Here is a 17665-nt window from a genome sequence, read left to right as displayed (position 1 = left end):
ACCGGGCTTTTCATTCGATTTAAACACAAAGGAGACAGCTATGGATTTCCGTTTTGATATTATAGCAGATTATCTGCCGCTTTTTATAGAAGGAACACTATGGACAATCGCCATCACGATTATGGGCGTACTGCTTGGCGCAATCTTAGGTCTATTTATCGGAATAGGTAAAATGATGAAAAACCCGCTGGCAAAGCTGCCTTTTGTCTGGTATATCAATTTTTTCAGAGGAACACCGCTGCTGGTTCAGATATTCATAATCCATTTCGGCGTTATGCCGTTGTTTATGACTACCGTGAATCCCATCATATCAGGAGTTGTCTCCTTAGCCTTAAATGCTGCTGCTTACATAGCGGAAATTTTCAGAGCCGGCATTAAGTCAATCGACAGGGGACAGATGGAAGCTGCACGATCACTTGGAATGAATCATATGCAAGCAATGAAGGAAGTAATTTTGCCGCAGGCAGTGAAACGGATGATTCCTCCGCTTGGAAATGAATTTATCGTGCTGCTTAAAGATTCTTCGCTGATTTCGTTAATTTCAGTGCCGGAATTAATGTATTGGGGCAAGGCCGCTACCGGTCAATATTACCGGATTTGGGAACCTTACTTAACAGTCGCTTTCGTTTATTTAGTGCTTACATTAAGCCTAACCTATTTGCTAAATTATGTTGAAAGAAGGTTAGACACAGAATGATCTCGGTAAAAGCACTGAAAAAATCTTTTGGTAAAAATGAAGTACTCAAAGGGATATCAATGGAAGTAAAGCCTCAGGAAGTTGTCGTCGTTATTGGACCTTCAGGCTCAGGAAAATCAACGTTTCTGAGGTGTTTGAATTTATTGGAAACTATTTCAGAAGGGCATGTGTACATCGAAGGAGCGGATTTGACCGCCAGATCGACAGACATCAATGCTATAAGAAAAGATGTGGGAATGGTCTTTCAGCATTTTAATTTGTTTCCGCACAAGACAGTCCTTGAAAATCTGACGGTCTCACCCATCATTGTACGAAAATGGAGCAAGGAAAAAGCAGAAGCTAAAGCAAGAGATCTGCTGCAAAAAGTGGGGCTTTCTGAAAAAGTAAATGTTTATCCGGATTCCTTATCAGGCGGACAAAAGCAGCGTGTGGCGATTGCACGGGCACTCGCGATGGAACCGAAAATCATGTTATTTGACGAGCCAACCTCCGCACTGGATCCGGAAATGGTTGGAGAAGTGCTCGAAGTCATGAAGCAGCTGGCTAAAGAAGGAATGACAATGATGATTGTCACGCATGAAATGGGCTTTGCCCGTGAAGTAGGAGATCGTGTCATCTTTATGGATGAGGGCATGATTATCGAAGAGAATACCCCTATGGAATTATTTGAAAATACGAAGCATGAACGAACAAAGAGTTTTCTCAGTAAGATTTTATAGAAGCAAAAAAAGCTGCAGCCATTTTAGTTGGCTGCAGCTTTTAACGTTTTCGAAAACCGAAATCATGCAAAGCGTGTTTCATATTAAAATTAGTCGCAACTGAATTAAAATCAAGTCCAAGGCTCATAATGTCTGGGCAATTTCTGGACGAATGCCTGTCAGTACGGTCTCAATGCCGCTAAGCTTCAAAGCATCAACGATTAAAATTTGATCAGCAACCATTGTATCGATAATCGGAACTCCGGATACATCCAGAATCACATGCTCTAAATTCAGACGGGCTCCTTCATGGAGCGCAACTCCCATAATTAAGGAAGCACGGCGAGTATCGATTGTGCCAACAAGCGGGATAACGGCGATGCCATCTGTAATCGGCACAACAGGTACAGATAATTCTTCAAGCGCCGAATAAGCGATCTCCATTAATTCATTGCTGTGATCTTCATAAACATTGCCGATTACACTGCACGCCTTATCAAGGAGGGGATCGATTATTTTTGAGACATCAAGCATCGTAATGGCTGAAAAATTGTTTTTATGGAGCTCTTCAGTGAGGGTGTCCCATAATGCAGTACGGTACGCAGCAATTGCACGCAGACATTGGCTTAACGGAACATCAAAATGAATCGCCCGCTTAGAAATTTTAATGCTCCAATTTTTCATATTCTCATTTTTTACAGACTCTTTTTCTCCGCATAAAGCCTGTCCTAAATATCCTATCAGTTCTTCACGGAATGCAATGCGTTCTTTTAACGGAAAACCGGATTCTTCCAGCTGCCTGCTTTGCTGCCCTTTTATTACCCAAAGAGGTGAGAATAAGAAAATGGGGTCATCAAACTAGTTCTATGAGTACCCCAAAAAACAAAATATGAAAAGAGATATTTTTAATTAGATTCCGTTTTATTAGCAATCCTCTCAATGATTTCCCCAAGCTCATCCGGCCGGTGAAACTCAATCGGCGAGACCCCTTTCTCAAATTGAATCGTATCCGCCTCGACAAGCAGCACATACCTTCCATTAATCTTGCCTAAATGAATATTCTCCCCAAAGTCGGCAAGCAAGCCTTTAATAGAAGTTTCACCAAGCTTCATTTTCAATTCAGCTTCCGGCGTGTGCTCAACAATCTGTGCAGCAGCTTCTATGACTTGATGCGTGTCTAATCGCTCTTGAATCTCCCTTTTTTCGCTGGCTTCCCAGATTTCCATGTCATGTTCGAACTGCTGGCGCTCCTGGCTGTTTTCCTCGTAGGTTTCGAGAACATGCTCCTGAACCATGCTCATGACTTGGGTTTTCATGATTTCGGGCATAGATTCTCCGTATTCGACGAATTTTAAGAAGTCTTCAAAGTAGCGGGCGTGTGAGGCCTGATGAATTTTCAGCTCGCCCGGTTCTGTCATTCCTTCTTCAGGCATATGCGGGTACTGAATTGATTTCATGTTTTTTGTTGTGATCGCCATTTGCACGTTGCGGATGAGCGTGGATTCATCCGAGATTGAAGCAACTTTTGGTTCAAAATCACATTTTAAGATGAACAAAAAAGTATCTTCAAAGTACTTTTCTGGAGTGGCAGAAAGAACTAGAAATGCCCCGCCGCGAACTGCGCTTGCATCTAAATAAGCCCCGACAAATCGTTCGCTCGCTTCTTTAAATGATTCCTTTGTATCAGCAGTAAGTGCTTTGTGGAAAAGGTTGTAGTTCGGATTAGAATCCAGCTCATAGCCTGGCTCAACGACAAAGTGGCCAAGCTTCGTCGGAACCTGTTCGCTGCGCGGATGCTTCTCGACTTTGCGCTTGACGATTTTCTTCAGTTCGCCGTCCAAAAAGTCTTTCAGTGCGTTCCTTTCGTATTCTTCTGTCGTTAATGTTTGAAAATGCTTGTATTGTTTATTGGCATTCTCCTCTTTGCCATCCACTTGGATAAGGTAAAAAGAGAGATAGTTAATTTTGAATTCCATAGATTCACCTGCTTCTTTTTCAGTTCCTCAAGTGTAAAAGATTGGACTATAGCAGTCAATCTATTACAATATGTTTCTCCATTTATTCTAATAGGTATTAATTTGCTTGGAATTGATTCTATTTACTGGCCAATGGAAAAGAGACTGGCTGTCTGGGAAAGACTTGCGTCTGATATGAAACCGGCAAACCTCGATAAGGAAATCGTCCATGAATTGAAGGAAAAAAATAGTAAGGGGAAAGTACGGGGCAGAACGCTTGTAAAAATATAAGATTCGCGAATAGATAGAATTTTCAATTAAAAGATTGCGTTTTCATTCGGTTATGTGTATAATCCTCTTAACTAAACGTATTTCACGCCCAAAGAGTTAGCCCTCTTGTGTTCCGTGATCTAGTTTATAACCAGTTTGAATAGGATTTTTTCAAATCTGCTGAATTGTCTATGGAAGAGTTTTTTAACGTTGACAAAAGCCAGCTGCCTTTAGTGTGCAGCTGGCTTTTTTATATTTACAACAAAAAAGGGGATGGAGTAAATGATGAACTTTAACTTGTCAGAAGAACAAAATGCAGTAAGGAAAATGGTCCGCGATTTCGTAGATAAAGAAATTAATCCGAATATTGCAGAGTGGGATGCAGCTGGACATTTCGAGCCTGCCATTTTGAAAAAGCTTGCAGAGCTTGGACTTATGGGGATTTGTATTCCGGAAGAATACGGCGGCAGCGCTATGGACTACAATACACTTGCGATTGTTTGCGAGGAGCTTGAGCGCGGCGATACAGCTTATCGTACGGCAGTTTCTGTTCATACGGGTTTGAATAGCCTGACGCTGCTGCAATGGGGAAATGAAGAACAAAAGCAGAAATACTTAGTTCCGCAGGCGAAAGGCGAAAAGGTTGGGGCATTTGGATTAACAGAGCCGAATGCGGGATCTGATGTGGCAGCGCTTCAAACGACTGCTGTTTTAGAAGGAGATCATTACATACTGAACGGTCAGAAGACGTGGATTTCATTATGTGATTATGCGGATCATTTCCTCGTGTTTGCCTATACGGATAAAAGCAAAAAACATCATGGAATCTCAGCATTTATTGTGGAACGCACAATGACGGGCTTTGATTCAAAAGCAATCAAAGGCAAGCTTGGGATCCGCGCAGGCAACACAGGAGAAATCTTCTTTGATCATATTAAAGTTCCGAAAGAAAATCTGCTGGGGCAAGTTGGAGACGGCTTTAAAATTGCGATGTCCGCACTTGATAACGGGCGTTTCACAGTTGCAGCAGGAGCATGCGGGCTCATTCAGGCATGTATTGAAGAAAGCGTGAACTACTGTCACGAACGGAAAACGTTCGGAAAAGAAATTGGAAAGCATCAGCTCGTTCAGCAAATGATCGCAAAAATGGAAGCGGGCTATCAAATGTCACGGCTGCTGGTATTCCGCGCAGGATGCCTGAAAAACGAAGGCAAGCGCAATACGAGAGAAACGTCACTTGCAAAATGGCAATCCTGTGATTTCGCGAACGAAGCAGCTAACGATGCCGTGCAAATTCACGGGGCATATGGATATTCCAACGAATATCCAGTCGAACGCTTCTTGAGAAATTCAAAAGCACCGGTCATTTATGAGGGAACAAGAGAGATCCACACGATCATGCAGGCGGAATACGTTTTAGGATACCGTGAAGATAAAGCGCTTTCGAGTATGCTGCCCAGCTGGCCGTTTGAAGAGGCTAAGGAAAAAGTAAAAAGGTAAATGTGGAAGCCTGCGGCGGGGAGCTGCGGGTTTTTGTTAATATTTTTAAGGTGCCCCTTTTTTGCGGCAGGGGAATTGGATTGGAGCGTTAGCCCTTTATAGGAATTCACTTTTGTTCACATTTATACGGAATTAAGTCGGAAAGTCTCGGAATTAAGTTGGAAAGTCTCGGAATTATTATGAAAAGTAGCGGAATTAATTACTTCTGCTGCTCCAAATCATATAAAAAGTGTTGGGCCAATAATTTAGAACACAAGGCGTCATCTCATAACGCGAAAATCACGGCGAATCCCAAAAATAAAGCAGGATTCCCCCGATAAATAAAGAAGTAAGTCAGTATCAAATTGGGGTTTTTGTCGAAAGGACGGGCTGCACGATGCATTCACAGACGATGTTTATTGCCGGCCATGCACGTTTGCCAGCAGGAATGGCTGCAAAAAATGTATATGATATGCTGACCATTACGGTTGAAATTGATAAAAGGTATGCGGTGATTTTAGAAGCGTCCTGTACACTTGCGACAGAACACGGGAGAGATTTCGTCGGACGCCTGCTTCGGGGCTACAGTCTTTTGCATGGTGTGGATGAAGTCGTTCAGCATGTAAAAGAAAACTACTACGGGAAAGCAATTCATGCGATTGTTGCCGCTCTATCAGACCTTCATTTTCAGTATCAGCAGCTGAAAATAGAGAGGTGACAGGGATGAATGTGAAGATCACTGAATGTATTCCTTTTCCATGTATTGTGACGTCAAGCAGCCATATCATTTTACACAGCAATGAAGTTGTCCTGAAATTTACCAAGCGCATGGACGTTCAAAATATGATAGTCAGCGAGTTATTTGATGTGTGGGAAGAACTCGAAGGCGGGAAACTGATCCATGCGAGCAGCAATGGTTCAAGCTGTATTTTTATGAAGACAAAGCTTGCCGATTCTTCTGACAATCTCTATATTGGAACCGTTTCCACTGAGCTGATTTCCTTGATAAATGAGCTTAAGGAGTCGAAGAGGGTTAATCGGGAACTTGATGCAATTATCGAAAATTCATATGACGGCATTTATATTACAGATAAAGAGGGAATTACGTTAAAGACGAATTCAGCGATTGAGCGGATAACCGGCATTCCGAAAGATTACTATATCGGGAAAAATGTGAATGCCCTTATTAACCGCGGTATTCTTGAAAATTCAGTCACTCATAAAGTATTAGATAAAAAACGGAGTGTTTCCGTCGTTCAGCTAAACCGGGCAGGGAAAGAAACACTCCTCACCGGCAATCCGGTATTTAACGATAAAGGCGAAATCGAGAGCATCGTGACAAATATTCGTGATCTCTCAGAGCTTAACGATCTTCAAAGTGCATTGCGGAAAGCGACGAAATTGAATGACAGCTATAAAAAAGAAATTGAGAGGTTAAAAGGAAAAACGGATTTGAACGGAGATGTCGTCATTAAAAGCAAAGAATTGGTCTCCATTTATGAAACGGCTGACAGAGTGGTGAATGTAGATGCAACAATTTTAATCCTAGGGGAAACTGGAGTCGGCAAGGATGTGCTTGCCCGCTACATTTACAGCAAAAGTGCCCGTGCAAGAAAGGGTGAGTTCATTAAAGTGAATTGCGGGGCGATCCCTGCTGATTTGCTTGAATCGGAGTTGTTTGGCTATGAAGCAGGCGCTTTTACGGGAGCGAATAAACATGGGAAACCAGGCATGTTTGAAATGGCGCACAAGGGTGTCGTGTTTTTGGATGAAATCGGCGAGCTGCCGCTAAGTCTTCAGGTAAAGCTGCTGCGTGTCATACAAGAAAAAGAAATTCAGCGCGTAGGCGGAACTTCACCCCAAAAAGTGGATCTCAGAATCCTTGCCGCCACAAATAAAGATCTTAAGGATATGGTTCAAAACGGAGAGTTCCGTGAGGATTTATTCTACCGCTTAAATGTTGTCCCGATTCTTATTCCTGCGCTAAGGGACCGAAAAAGCGATATCCTGCCGCTGACGGAGCTTTTTTTGGAAAAAGCCAACAAAAGGTATGCGAAGAAGAAACGGATGGATACGGCTCTTAAAGATTTTTTTTACTCATACAGCTGGCCTGGAAATGTAAGGGAGCTTGCGAATTTAATTGAAAGACTCGTCTTAATCAGCGAAGAGGATTTATTAAATACCCGGCATCTCCCTTCAGAGTATAAGCGGCAGGAAGGACCCATCCATATTTCTAAAATTGTCACACTGAAGGAAGCGGCAGAGCTTGCTGAGGAGAAGATCTTGTCGCTTGCGGTTAAAAAGTACAAAACGACCTATGAAATTGCTGAAGCTCTAGACAGCAGCCAGCCTACGATTGTGAGAAAGCTGAAGAAGTATGGATTATGTTTCGGACAGCCTGTCCAATAAAACGCCTCCCGAACCCGAGCAGTTTGCAGGAGCATCCTTCATACAATTGTCGAATATTAGCACATAATCTCGTGGTACAATAAAACATATTGAATCATGAGGAGAGAATACTTATGGAAGAAACAGCTCGCACAGGCAAGAATTATACAGCGATTATCGTCACACTTTCCCTTGTCGTAAATGCGATTATTCTTGGTTTGTTCTTTTTGCCGATAGGCTATGGCGGCGAAGTTAAATTTGATATTCATATTTTTCCGCGGATAAATGCCGTACTGAACAGCTTTACGTTTGTTTTTCTAGTCATAGCGCTTGTCTCTATTATTAAGAAAAATGTGAAGCTGCATAAAGGCTTTATTTTAGCCGCTTTTACTACGACATTGCTTTTTTGTGTGTCTTATCTGACGTATCACTACATGTCAGGTGAAACAACGCGTTTTGGCGGAGAAGGTTTCATTCGAAATGTATATTTCTTCATTCTGATTACACACAGCTTCCTTGCTGCAATCATTGTTCCGCTTGCCCTGTTCTCACTTGTCTGGGGCTGGACAGGCCAGCTTTCAAAACACCGCAAGATTGTCCGCTGGAGTATGCCGATCTGGTTATATGTAAGCTTTACGGGTGTCATTGTTTACTTGATGATTTCACCATATTATTGAAAAAGAGCTCAGCTTGCGCTGAGCTTTTTTTATTCATTTTTTACAATAAATAGATAATCAGTCTGAGAAATGACGTCCAGTTTCTTCCCATTTTTCTTGTGCGTTGTCAAAGCCAAGGGTACCACCACATTAAGATACGTCTTAACGTAGCGTTTTGATAGTACTTCGACGTTAAGTAGTCGTGGACATAGTATTAAAATGTAAAAAACACCCCGAAGGATGTTTATCATGTTTCTTAATGATCTTCTTGTCTTGTAATGATTTCGTTCCGTTCTCCACCATCAGCAAGTTCTTCTGAGAATTCATAATCATTTTCATGTTTAGATGAAACTAATTTTGAGGACCGAATTTCTTTTGAAGACAAGTTGTTATTAGGAGCAGCTTCTTTATTCATTTTTCCCATTCGATTTCATCCTTCCTCTTTTTTTTAGTATGTGACTAATAATAAAAGGACATTCAATTTAATAAAATAAGTATCACCAAATGCTTAAAGGGGTACTGACGCATAGCCATCAAGATAAAAATAAAAAACACCCCAAAACGGGCTACTTTTTCTGTAAAATCATACAAATATATCATAGCTTGATGGGCATGTGTCAAAGCCCCCAACTGATCGATTTTCTTCCAGCCCCAAAGTCTGATGGCAAGCAAATAAGCAGCAGGGAGACCATTCTCCTCTGAAGCGAGTGACCAGCTGTATTCCTCGTAGGCTTTATCATTAGAAGACTCACTAAGCTTTGCGCTCACTGGTACCGGGAAATCCCTCGCTAATGGGGAAGAGTGGTATAAGCCATAAAAATAAATGAGCAGCGCTGCAATCAAAGTGCAAGGAAGAATAACCCGCTTTTTTATTATTGATACAACGACCTCCATAAATAAAATACTGCATACGCTTCCCATCCCTGCCATCCTTCAGAGAGTTTTACTAGTTCATCCATTGAAGGCTTCCTCTCTAAACCCAGCTGAGCTTTTATAGCATGATGCAGGCCGACATCTGCAGCAGGAAAAGCAGAAGTGTCCATTAAGCATTTCATCATGACATAATCCGCTGTCCATGCTCCTACACCGCGAATGCTTAGCAGAAGAGAACGTGCTTCATCCGTTTCTAAGCGAAGCAGCTTTTCTTTAGAAAGATCGCCGTTCGCCATCTCCCTCGCAATGCCAAGAATATATTCTGCTTTTCTCGTTGTGAATTGAAGGTTTTGGAGATCTGATATCTCAAGAGAAGCGATCACTTCAGGTTTAGGAAAAAGCCACAGCTGTCTTCCTTCAAAATGATGACACTCACCGAACTGTTCGATTAATCTTCTTTTTAGTATATAGGCAAAATTAAGATTAATTTGCTGGCCAATGATCGCCCAGGTCAATGCTTCAAACAAATCGGGAATGCCAATGATCCGTAGTCCGTAATGCTTAGTGACGACGTTTCTTAATAGTTCATCCTTTTCAGCAAGCTCGTAAAAAGGCTGCATGTCCCTGTCTAAATCAAATAGAGTCCAGATGTATTTGGCTGCTTGTACACGGGTGAACTTGTCAGGTGTAAGATCAGGGAATTCAATGACTAGTCTATCTTGCTTCATTGACACCTTCATCATCACCCTATTACCATCGATTTCGATCCATTTGAGCAGGAACCCCTCTTCGACATGGTGAAGAACTTCAGCAGAGGATCTTCCGAGAAACACAAGACATTCACTGAAGGCAAAATCATTTGGAGGGATTAATTCTATGTAACTCTTATGATCAATCCATTTACTTTGCAGAAAATCAGGAAAACATTTTTTGCATGAGCGGAATTGCTGGTTTTCAGCATCGGCTGCCGATTGGAAAAAAATCACATTCTCTGGAAGCGGCTTTTTTGCATGACAGGAGGGTAAACAATAGATTTTCGTGGTTTTTACGCCGGTGTAGAATACGCCATCAAACGTTTTGTCAGCAGATAGCATCGCTTTAAGCATCGTGCTGCGAAGTAACACTGTCATGATTTCATCCCCTCTCTTTTTTTAAAATGATACCACTATTTTACATATTTTTGTATAACGATGTAGATTTCATCACTTTGAAACTTTTCTTACACGAGGTTCCTCTAACATATGATAGGAGAGGAGTCATGTACATACAGTAGTGAAGCAATAAGAAGAAATGAAGAAGCATTTGAAGAGCTGATTAAATTAGAAAGCTCCAAGTTATATAAAACGGCTTTTTTATATGTCGTGAATAAAGAAGATGCATTAGATGTTCTGCAGGGTACAGTGTTTAAAGCCTTTGTATCAATAGGGAGCTTAAGGCAGCCGGTATAATTCATCCGCACGGCTTATGAACTTTTGAAGAAAAAGAAAAAAACCGTTTTAATCGAGAGTGCAAGAGACCGGTTTTTCAATTAATTCAATCCTGAATCCTCCAATTCAAAAATGAATCACAAAAATCCTCCTATATCGACAGGTATGATTCAAAAATGAATCTTCTGCTCCTGACACTCGCGCTAACTCAGCTTTTCCACAGTTGGCACACTTCTTGCATCTATCAAACTAAGAATCTAAAAGGGGGATATATAGATGCAGGCAACGGTTACTCAGGAAATTGAACAAATGAAGAAAATGGTGAAGAGCTTTGTAGATAATGAGGTTGAACCATACGCACAGCAGATTGAGGATGAAGACAAGATTCCGGATCATTTAGTAGAGCAGGCGAAGGACCTTGGTCTTTTCGGCATCAGCATTCCAGAAGAGTACGGCGGGATCGGGCTGAATGCGGTTGGAAAAGCAGTGGTGCTTGAACAGCTCGGGCATACGCATAATGGTTTTGTCAGCTTAATCAGTGCACATACAGGAATCGGAAGCACTGGTTTAGTGAAGCTTGCTTCCGAACAGCTGAAGCAAAAATATTTGCCTGATATGGCAGCCGGAAAGAAAATCGCCGCGTTTGCTTTGTCAGAGCCCGGTGCTGGTTCCGATGCTACGAACCTTGCAACTCGTGCAGAAAAACGGGGAAATCAGTGGATATTGAACGGGACAAAGCATTTCATTACGAATGCGCCGGTTGCTGATGTTTTTACAGTCTTCGCGTTAACAGATAAGGAAAAAGGAGCAAAAGGGGGAATTACCGCATTTTTGATTGAAAAAGATTTTCCGGGATTCATGCTCGGAAAAAAAGATAAGAAAATGGGGCTGCGCGGATCTCATACCGCACAATTGATTTTTGAAGATTGCGTGGTGCCTGAGGAAAATGTAATCGGGGAAGTCGGCATGGGATATATGTCTGCGCTGAAGATTTTGAGCGAGGGACGTGTGGGGCTTGCAGCAAGAGCAGTTGGATCGTGCGATAAGTTGTTAGCGCTTTCAGCTTCATACGCAAAAGAGCGGGTTCAATTCGGAAAACCGATTGCTGATAATCAGGCGATTCAATGGATGCTTGCCGATATGGCGACGGAAACGGAAGCTGCCAGAACACTTACATACATGGCTGCTTCTAAGATTGATGAAGGTAAAAAGGTCATTAAGGAAGCATCGATGGCAAAGCTGTTTGCTTCAGATGTTTTCAATCGGGTAGCGGACAAAGCGGTACAGATTCACGGGGGAATGGGCTATGTTTCGGATTATCCAGTAGAGCGTTTTTACCGCGATGCCCGGATTACGAAAATTTATGAGGGAACAAACGAAATTCAGCGTCTGATCATCGCAAGACGTGTACTGGAAGAAAATTGAGCAAGAGCGGATAGGGGGAGTTAGATGCGCTGGACTGTGCTTGTTTTACTGTTCTTTGGGATGTTCATTAACTTTGCGGATAAATCGATTACGGGTCTTGCAGCTGTACCGATTATGAAGGAATTTAATCTTTCTTATGCCGATTGGGGTCTTGTCGGAAGCAGTTATTATTGGCTGTACCCGGTAACAGGGATTTTCGGAGCAGCATGGGCCGACCGGATCGGAGCAAAAAAAGTGCTCGGCTTTCTGATGCTGACATGGGCAGTCTTGCAGATAGGTGTGCTTGCCATTGCAGGTCTGCCATTGCTGCTGCTTTACCGTTTTTTACTGGGTGCTTTTGAAGGTCCGTTCAGCCCGATTGCCTATAACCATGCAAATACTTGGTTTCCTCCGAAGCTTCGCGGTCTTGCTAATTCTGTAGTTGTTTCAGGAGCTACGTTAGGTGCGATGGTTGCGGCGCCAATTCTTGTAGCGCTTATCCACATTTTCGGATGGCGCGTTGCCTTCGCCTTTTTAGGAGCGGCAAGTATTGTCTGGTTTGTCGCGTTTCAATTCACGCGCGGCGTTCCAAGAGCTGAAGAACTGGAAGAAGATGAAAAACCGAAGAAGAAGCAGCTTGAAAAGCTTGATATAAAAGCTTTTTTAATCCTGCTGTCTAGGCCTTCAGCCTTGTTCACGACGCTAGCATATTTTTCAACCTACCTGCTTGTTGTCTGGTTTGCCGTGTGGCTGCCTGTTTACTTAGTAAAAATCGTCAACATGTCAAACATTGAGATGGGCTATGCGGTATCAGGCATTGGCGTTGTTTCAGTCGGAGTTTATATCGGCGTTTCCGTTTTATCGGACAGAATGTTTAAACGGAATAAGGACTGGCGGATTTCCAGGGTGTATGTCGTTGGACTGGCCATGATCATGGGTGCGCTGCTGCTCGCTTCAACGGCTTTTATTACAAATGCCGTCTGGGTCATTATAGCAATGTGCTTTGCAAAAGGTCTTACTTATGGAATTTTAACGATAGGACCAACCATTATCATCCATCTGCTTCCGGAGCGCGGCGGGCTGATGACGAGTATTTTAACTTCATCTGGCAACCTGGCGGGCATTGTTGGACCTTTAATTACAGGTTATATCGTGGGATCATCCGGTGATAACAGTGCGGCTGGCTTTGATTTGTCCATCATCTTCATGGCCGGTCTGATTACGTTATTCGGGATTTTGTTCACTGTTTTTGTAAGACCTAATTCGAAAGTGGACCTTGCCGCAGATAATCATGCCGCAATCGGAAAGTAAGGAGGAGGTAGTGTGGAGCGTGCGATTCAGCGTCCCTGGCATTCTTTTTATCAGCACGGGGAGGTTCATATTCCGGAACAGTCCGTTTATACGATGCTTGAGAAAACGGCCGAACGCTATGGCGGGCAAACCGCGATTATTTTTGAAGAGGAAGAACTATCATATCTGGAGCTTAAGAGCAAAGTCGATTTGCTTGCAGGCAAATGGAACGAAATGGGGTTCAAAAAGGGTGAGCGCATTGGATTAATGCTTGCCAATCACCCCGATTACGTCATTTCATATTACGCCGCTCATGCACTGGGGCTGATCGTGGTGCAGATTAATCCGATGTACACAGCAAGAGAGCTGCTTCAAATCGTGACAGATGCTGAAGTGACTTCGATCGTTGCAGATGCCTCGGGCATGAAAACAATTAATGAAGTCAGCGACCTGTATTCCTTCAGACATATGATGGCTTCTCAGCTGCCAGACTCAGACGGCCGTTATCTGAAGCTTGAAGAGTTAATAGCCTTTGGGATTCCTTTAAAAAGTCCTGCTGAAATCAATGCGAAGGAAGATGTGGCAGTTATCCAGTACACAGGCGGAACTACAGGGAAAATGAAGGGCGCGATGCTGACACATTTTAATCTGACAGCAAACGTCTATCAAAGCTGCCTAATGTACGGGGATTCGATGGTTCAGGGAAAAGAAACGGTGCTGATCGCAACACCGCTCTATCATGTGTACGCAATGACAAGCGGAATGAATCTGGGGATCTTCATTGGAGGCAGACTGCTTTTATTCAGAAAGTTCGAGATTGATGATGTGCTTGCAAAAATCAAAAAGCATAGGCCTACTTTTTTTCCGGGCGTACCGAAGATGTACATCGCTTTTGTCAATCATCCTGAGATTGAAGAGGCAAAGCTGAGTTGTCTAAAGTTATGTTCGTCAGGATCTGCTCCGCTTCCGGTTGAAATCATTCAGCGCTTTGAACGCTTGACGGGAACGCGGATCGGGGAAGGATTCGGATTGTCAGAAGCTTCTCCTTCCACACACCGCAACCCTCCGTTTGGCAAAAGAAAAATCGGCAGCATCGGTATTCCGGTTCCAGAAACAGACTGCATGATTGTGGATGAGGACAACCGGGAGCTAGGGCCAAAAAGTGTCGGGGAGCTTTTGATTAAGGGTCCGCAAATTATGAAAGGCTACTGGAACAATGAAGCTGAAACACACGCTGCGCTGCAAAATGGCTGGCTGTATACCGGGGATCTGGCGACGATGGATGATGAAGGCTACTTTTATATCGTCGGCCGCAAAAAAGAAATGATCATTTTGGGCGGCTTTAATATTTATCCGCAGGAAATTGAAGGTGTCCTCTATGAACATCCGGATGTGAAGGAAGCGGCTGTTGTAGGTCTGCCTGATGAAGAGCTCGGAGAAAGAGTGAAAGCGTATGTTGTTCCAAAGGTTGGGAAGACAATTGATAAAGAAGAGCTGAGAGGCTATTGCTATACAAAACTGACACCCTATAAAGTTCCAAAGCAGTTTGAAGTGAGAGACAGCCTGCCGCGGAATACGGTTGGAAAACTATTAAAACGTCTGCTGATAAAAGAAGAATCAGAGAGAGGGGACAACCTAAATGGGAATTGAATCAATTGAAAGAGTAGCTGTGATTGGAGCGGGGACGATGGGATCGCAAATCGCGATGGTCTGCTCACTTGCAGGATATCCAGTTACATTGCAGGATGTAAACGGGGAAAGCCTTGAAAAAGCAAAGCAGTTTTTAGGTGTACAAATGGAGAAGCGAGTGAAGAAGGGAAGGTTCATTGCAGAGGAAGTTGAAGCTGCGTTCAGCCGGATTTCGTTTACCGCATCTCTTGATGAATTAAGGGAAGCAGATCTTGTTATTGAAGCGATCGTTGAAAAGCTGGATGTAAAAAGAGCGCTATTTAAGAAGCTGGATGAGATCACGCCACCGCATGCCATTCTGGCCACAAACAGCTCAACAATCGTCAGCTCAAAAATAGCTGATGTAACTGGCCGTCCCGATAAGGTCTGCAACATTCACTTCTTCAACCCTGCTTTAGTAATGGAACTTGTGGAAGTTGTGAAAGGACCGCACACTTCTGATGAAACTGCTCAAACGTCGATGGACTTTGTGAAAAAGATTAATAAGCTGCCAGTGTTATTGAACAAAGAAATCTCAGGATTTATTGCCAACCGCATTTTAGGAAAGCTGATGGATGAAGCGGTGTATCTGCTTGAAAATGGCTATGCAACCTTTGAAGAAATCGACCTCGTTTGTACAAAAGCGCTGAATCATCCGATTGGCCCGTTCGGCTTAATGGATCTGACCGGCATTGATGTCAACTATTTTGTCAGAATGCAGCGCTACGAGGAAAGCGGAAACGAGTGTGATAAGCCTGCCAAGATCGTCCAAGAAAAGGTGGAAAAAGGAGAGCTCGGCAGAAAAACCGGCAAAGGTTTTTACACATATGACAACAAAAAGGCAGCAGTGAAATAGGGGGGATTCTGTGCAAAAAGTCAGTGTGATTGGTGCAGGAACGATGGGCCGCGGGATCGCTTTTGCATGTGCGGCTGCAGGGTTTTCAGTTGTTGTTCAGGATATTCATGAACAATCGCTGGATACTTGCCGGGCCTATGTGTCAAAACAATTTGAAAAGATAGGCAAGACAGATTCAGAAGCCAGCATGATCTACACTACTGATCTAAAACAGGCAGCAGAAGACGCAGATCTCATTATTGAAGCCGTGCTTGAAGTAATGGAACTGAAAATCAGCGTGTTTAAAGAGCTTGACCGCTTTGCTAAACCTTCAGCGATTATGGCAACCAATACATCGACAATGAGCCCGACTGAAATCGGTGCCCAAACAAGCCGCCCCAAACAGTGCATTGCGCTTCACTTTTTCAATCCTGTGCCAAAAATGAAGCTGATCGAAGTCATTTGCGGTCTGGAAACATCCGAGGAAACGATTGATGCGTGCTTTAAATTTGGAGAAGCACTTGGAAAAGAATGCGTAAAGATTAATGAGTTTCCAGGTTTTGCTGTCAGCCGCATGAATTGTCTGATCGGAAATGAGGCGATGACAATGGTGATGGAGGGAGTCGGTTCTGTTCAGGATATCGATAAGGCGATGAAGCTTGGCTTAAATCATCCAATGGGGCCGCTTGAACTTGCTGACTTAGTCGGGCTCGATACGAGGCTCAGGAATATGGAATATCTTTATAAAACGCTTGGCGAAAAATTCCGTCCTTGTCCGATCCTTGTGAAATATGTAAAGGCAGGCTGGCTAGGGAAAAAAAGCGGACGAGGATTTTATGAATACAGCTAGGAGGCAAGCTCATGAACTTTCAATTTGATGAGGATATTCAATTTTTAAAACGGAGTGTCCGTGATTTTGTTCAAACAGAAGTTGAAGCTGTTGCAATGGAAATTGAGGAATCAAATGCGATACCTGAACGGATTATTGCCATGTCAAAGGAACTGGGGCTTTTCGGATTAAGCATTCCGGAGCAATACGGAGGACTTGGCATCGGAATGGTCGGAAAATGTGCTTTATATGAAGAAATCGGTGCAACTCATAATGGATATACGACGTTAATCGGCGCTCATACAGGTATTGGAACAGTCGGAATTGTCGAAATGGGAAATGAACAGCAAAAGCAGATGTACCTGCCTGCCATGGCGAGCGGCGAGAAAATCGGCGCCTTTGCCTTGACTGAGCCGAGCGCCGGCTCTAATGCAACAAATCTTAAAACCTCTGCTGTGAAAAAGGGAGATAAATATATTCTTAACGGCACGAAGCATTACATCACAAATGCGACTGAGGCAGATGTATTTACTGTGATGGCCGTAACGGACTCTTCAAAAGGAGCAAAGGGCATCACGTCTTTTATCATAGAGAAAGATTTTCCGGGATTTCAAGTAGGAGCTGTTGAAAAGAAAATGGGGCTCCGCGGTTCCCATTCAGCTGAAATTATTTTAGAAGATTGTGAGGTTCCCGCTGAAAATATACTTGGTGAAGAGGGTCAGGGGTATGTGAATGCTCTTAAAATCCTCGCAAATGGACGTGCCGGTCTTGCGGCCAGAAATCTGGGATCGTGTCAAAAGCTGCTTGACCTATCGATGACGTATTCAAAGGAAAGAGTGCAATTTGATGTACCTATATTTGAACATCAGGCAGTTTCCCATATGATTGCAGAGATGGCGATGGAAATTGAAGCGCTTCGGTCGTTTACCTACCGGGTAGCGTGGATGGTGGACGAAGGCATGAAGGTGATTAAAGAGGCGGCGATGCTGAAGCTGTTCGGATCAGAGGTGTATAACCGGGTGGCGGATAAAGCCGTTCAGGTACATGGCGGTATCGGCTATATTGCTGATTACCCAATCGAGCGATTTTTCCGGGATGCACGGATTACTAGGATCTATGAAGGCACTTCAGAAATTCAGAAAAACATCATAGCAGGTCAATTGAAAAAGCAATATCAATAAAGGAAGGAGCAACGA

19 protein-coding genes are annotated in these 17665 nt (G+C 43.2%); 14 read left to right on the top strand and 5 right to left on the bottom strand.

The genetic code is table 11. The annotated features are described in order from the left end of the window. Nucleotides 1–40 precede the first annotated feature (40 nt). Together QFZ72_RS21070 and QFZ72_RS21065 are read left to right on the top strand one after the other, a co-directional pair. Complete coding sequence (locus QFZ72_RS21070; protein WP_223441003.1) at nucleotides 41–697, top strand: amino acid ABC transporter permease; 657 nt, start codon at nucleotides 41–43, stop codon at nucleotides 695–697. Continuing rightward, complete coding sequence (locus QFZ72_RS21065) at nucleotides 694–1416, top strand: amino acid ABC transporter ATP-binding protein (protein WP_307437365.1); 723 nt, start codon at nucleotides 694–696, stop codon at nucleotides 1414–1416. The genes QFZ72_RS21070 and QFZ72_RS21065 overlap by 4 nt, the downstream gene beginning before the upstream one ends. A 123-nt stretch (nucleotides 1417–1539) precedes the next feature. Here the strand turns inward: QFZ72_RS21065 and QFZ72_RS21060 are convergent, their stop codons facing one another. After that, a complete protein-coding gene (locus QFZ72_RS21060) occupies nucleotides 1540–2079 on the bottom strand; it encodes an STAS domain-containing protein (protein WP_307437362.1) in 540 nt (179 codons plus the stop codon). Nucleotides 2080–2300: 221 nt separating this feature from the next. Further along, nucleotides 2301–3371: a DUF3900 domain-containing protein gene (locus tag QFZ72_RS21055; RefSeq protein ID WP_307437358.1), complete on the bottom strand. Its 1071-nt coding sequence runs from the start codon at nucleotides 3369–3371 to the stop codon at nucleotides 2301–2303. Nucleotides 3372–3473: 102 nt separating this feature from the next. Here QFZ72_RS21055 and QFZ72_RS21050 point away from each other — a divergent pair, with 102 nt between their 5' ends. From QFZ72_RS21050 to QFZ72_RS21030, 5 genes are all read left to right on the top strand, one after another. Continuing rightward, on the top strand, nucleotides 3474–3641 hold the full coding sequence (locus QFZ72_RS21050) for a hypothetical protein (protein WP_307437355.1): 168 nt from the start codon (nucleotides 3474–3476) through the stop codon (nucleotides 3639–3641). A gap of 264 nt (nucleotides 3642–3905) precedes the next feature. Beyond that, on the top strand, nucleotides 3906–5120 hold the full coding sequence (locus QFZ72_RS21045) for an acyl-CoA dehydrogenase family protein (RefSeq protein WP_307439908.1): 1215 nt from the start codon (nucleotides 3906–3908) through the stop codon (nucleotides 5118–5120). 376 nt (nucleotides 5121–5496) lie between these two features. After that, nucleotides 5497–5817: a DUF3870 domain-containing protein gene (locus tag QFZ72_RS21040; RefSeq protein ID WP_307437352.1), complete on the top strand. Its 321-nt coding sequence runs from the start codon at nucleotides 5497–5499 to the stop codon at nucleotides 5815–5817. Between the two features lie 5 nt (nucleotides 5818–5822). Then, nucleotides 5823–7508 (top strand): sigma-54 interaction domain-containing protein, encoded by a 1686-nt coding sequence (locus tag QFZ72_RS21035; protein ID WP_307437349.1) that lies wholly within the window; start codon nucleotides 5823–5825, stop codon nucleotides 7506–7508. A 113-nt stretch (nucleotides 7509–7621) separates the two neighbouring features. Continuing rightward, a complete protein-coding gene (locus QFZ72_RS21030) occupies nucleotides 7622–8164 on the top strand; it encodes a DUF420 domain-containing protein (protein ID WP_307437346.1) in 543 nt (180 codons plus the stop codon). A 235-nt stretch (nucleotides 8165–8399) separates the two neighbouring features. Here the strand turns inward: QFZ72_RS21030 and QFZ72_RS21025 are convergent, their stop codons facing one another. From QFZ72_RS21025 to QFZ72_RS21015, 3 genes are read right to left on the bottom strand one after another with little or no spacing between them, the layout of a single operon-like run. After that, nucleotides 8400–8567 (bottom strand): hypothetical protein, encoded by a 168-nt coding sequence (locus QFZ72_RS21025; RefSeq protein ID WP_223441021.1) that lies wholly within the window; start codon nucleotides 8565–8567, stop codon nucleotides 8400–8402. Between the two features lie 53 nt (nucleotides 8568–8620). Then, nucleotides 8621–9064 (bottom strand): hypothetical protein, encoded by a 444-nt coding sequence (locus QFZ72_RS21020; protein WP_307437342.1) that lies wholly within the window; start codon nucleotides 9062–9064, stop codon nucleotides 8621–8623. Continuing rightward, entirely contained in the window at nucleotides 9016–10146 is a 1131-nt protein-coding gene (locus QFZ72_RS21015) for an Ada metal-binding domain-containing protein (protein WP_307437338.1), read from the bottom strand. The genes QFZ72_RS21020 and QFZ72_RS21015 overlap by 49 nt, the downstream gene beginning before the upstream one ends. Nucleotides 10147–10257: 111 nt before the next feature. Here QFZ72_RS21015 and QFZ72_RS21010 point away from each other — a divergent pair, with 111 nt between their 5' ends. The 7 genes from QFZ72_RS21010 (at nucleotide 10258) to QFZ72_RS20980 (ending at nucleotide 17650) form a co-directional block, all read left to right on the top strand. Next, nucleotides 10258–10464 (top strand): hypothetical protein, encoded by a 207-nt coding sequence (locus tag QFZ72_RS21010; protein ID WP_307437335.1) that lies wholly within the window; start codon nucleotides 10258–10260, stop codon nucleotides 10462–10464. Between the two features lie 255 nt (nucleotides 10465–10719). Continuing rightward, nucleotides 10720–11868, top strand: a complete 1149-nt coding sequence (locus QFZ72_RS21005) for an acyl-CoA dehydrogenase family protein (RefSeq protein ID WP_307437333.1) — start codon at nucleotides 10720–10722, stop codon at nucleotides 11866–11868. A 24-nt stretch (nucleotides 11869–11892) separates the two neighbouring features. After that, nucleotides 11893–13158 carry an MFS transporter gene (locus QFZ72_RS21000; protein ID WP_307437330.1) on the top strand — a complete coding sequence of 422 codons (1266 nt, stop codon included), beginning with the start codon at nucleotides 11893–11895 and terminating at the stop codon, nucleotides 13156–13158. Between the two features lie 12 nt (nucleotides 13159–13170). Beyond that, entirely contained in the window at nucleotides 13171–14787 is a 1617-nt protein-coding gene (locus QFZ72_RS20995) for a long-chain-fatty-acid--CoA ligase (protein ID WP_307437327.1), read from the top strand. Beyond that, a complete protein-coding gene (locus tag QFZ72_RS20990; protein WP_307437324.1) occupies nucleotides 14777–15661 on the top strand; it encodes a 3-hydroxyacyl-CoA dehydrogenase family protein in 885 nt (294 codons plus the stop codon). Before QFZ72_RS20995 ends, QFZ72_RS20990 begins: the two co-directional genes overlap by 11 nt. A 10-nt stretch (nucleotides 15662–15671) precedes the next feature. After that, on the top strand, nucleotides 15672–16490 hold the full coding sequence (locus QFZ72_RS20985) for a 3-hydroxyacyl-CoA dehydrogenase family protein (RefSeq protein WP_307437321.1): 819 nt from the start codon (nucleotides 15672–15674) through the stop codon (nucleotides 16488–16490). A gap of 11 nt (nucleotides 16491–16501) precedes the next feature. Next, complete coding sequence (locus QFZ72_RS20980; protein ID WP_307437316.1) at nucleotides 16502–17650, top strand: acyl-CoA dehydrogenase family protein; 1149 nt, start codon at nucleotides 16502–16504, stop codon at nucleotides 17648–17650. The last annotated feature ends 15 nt before the right edge of the window (nucleotides 17651–17665 follow it).

It is taken from the genome of Bacillus sp. V2I10, assembly GCF_030817055.1.
Lineage (GTDB): Bacteria > Bacillota > Bacilli > Bacillales > Bacillaceae > Bacillus_P.
Note: the sequence above shows the minus strand (reverse complement) of the source record. Positions and strands in the feature narration are given on the sequence as shown.

Bases quoted from the DNA above. Each gene is read 5' to 3' on its own strand.
- QFZ72_RS21070 (WP_223441003.1), top strand. From the start codon at position 41: ATGGATTTCCGTTTTGATATTATAGCAGATTATCTGCCGCTTTTTATA.
- QFZ72_RS21065 (WP_307437365.1), top strand. From the start codon at position 694: ATGATCTCGGTAAAAGCACTGAAAAAATCTTTTGGTAAAAATGAAGTA.
- QFZ72_RS21060 (WP_307437362.1), bottom strand. From the start codon at position 2,079: ATGAAAAATTGGAGCATTAAAATTTCTAAGCGGGCGATTCATTTTGAT.
- QFZ72_RS21055 (WP_307437358.1), bottom strand. From the start codon at position 3,371: ATGGAATTCAAAATTAACTATCTCTCTTTTTACCTTATCCAAGTGGAT.
- QFZ72_RS21045 (WP_307439908.1), top strand. From the start codon at position 3,906: ATGAACTTTAACTTGTCAGAAGAACAAAATGCAGTAAGGAAAATGGTC.
- QFZ72_RS21040 (WP_307437352.1), top strand. From the start codon at position 5,497: ATGCATTCACAGACGATGTTTATTGCCGGCCATGCACGTTTGCCAGCA.
- QFZ72_RS21035 (WP_307437349.1), top strand. From the start codon at position 5,823: ATGAATGTGAAGATCACTGAATGTATTCCTTTTCCATGTATTGTGACG.
- QFZ72_RS21030 (WP_307437346.1), top strand. From the start codon at position 7,622: ATGGAAGAAACAGCTCGCACAGGCAAGAATTATACAGCGATTATCGTC.
- QFZ72_RS21025 (WP_223441021.1), bottom strand. From the start codon at position 8,567: ATGGGAAAAATGAATAAAGAAGCTGCTCCTAATAACAACTTGTCTTCA.
- QFZ72_RS21020 (WP_307437342.1), bottom strand. From the start codon at position 9,064: ATGGGAAGCGTATGCAGTATTTTATTTATGGAGGTCGTTGTATCAATA.
- QFZ72_RS21015 (WP_307437338.1), bottom strand. From the start codon at position 10,146: ATGACAGTGTTACTTCGCAGCACGATGCTTAAAGCGATGCTATCTGCT.
- QFZ72_RS21010 (WP_307437335.1), top strand. From the start codon at position 10,258: ATGATAGGAGAGGAGTCATGTACATACAGTAGTGAAGCAATAAGAAGA.
- QFZ72_RS21005 (WP_307437333.1), top strand. From the start codon at position 10,720: ATGCAGGCAACGGTTACTCAGGAAATTGAACAAATGAAGAAAATGGTG.
- QFZ72_RS21000 (WP_307437330.1), top strand. From the start codon at position 11,893: ATGCGCTGGACTGTGCTTGTTTTACTGTTCTTTGGGATGTTCATTAAC.
- QFZ72_RS20990 (WP_307437324.1), top strand. From the start codon at position 14,777: ATGGGAATTGAATCAATTGAAAGAGTAGCTGTGATTGGAGCGGGGACG.
- QFZ72_RS20980 (WP_307437316.1), top strand. From the start codon at position 16,502: ATGAACTTTCAATTTGATGAGGATATTCAATTTTTAAAACGGAGTGTC.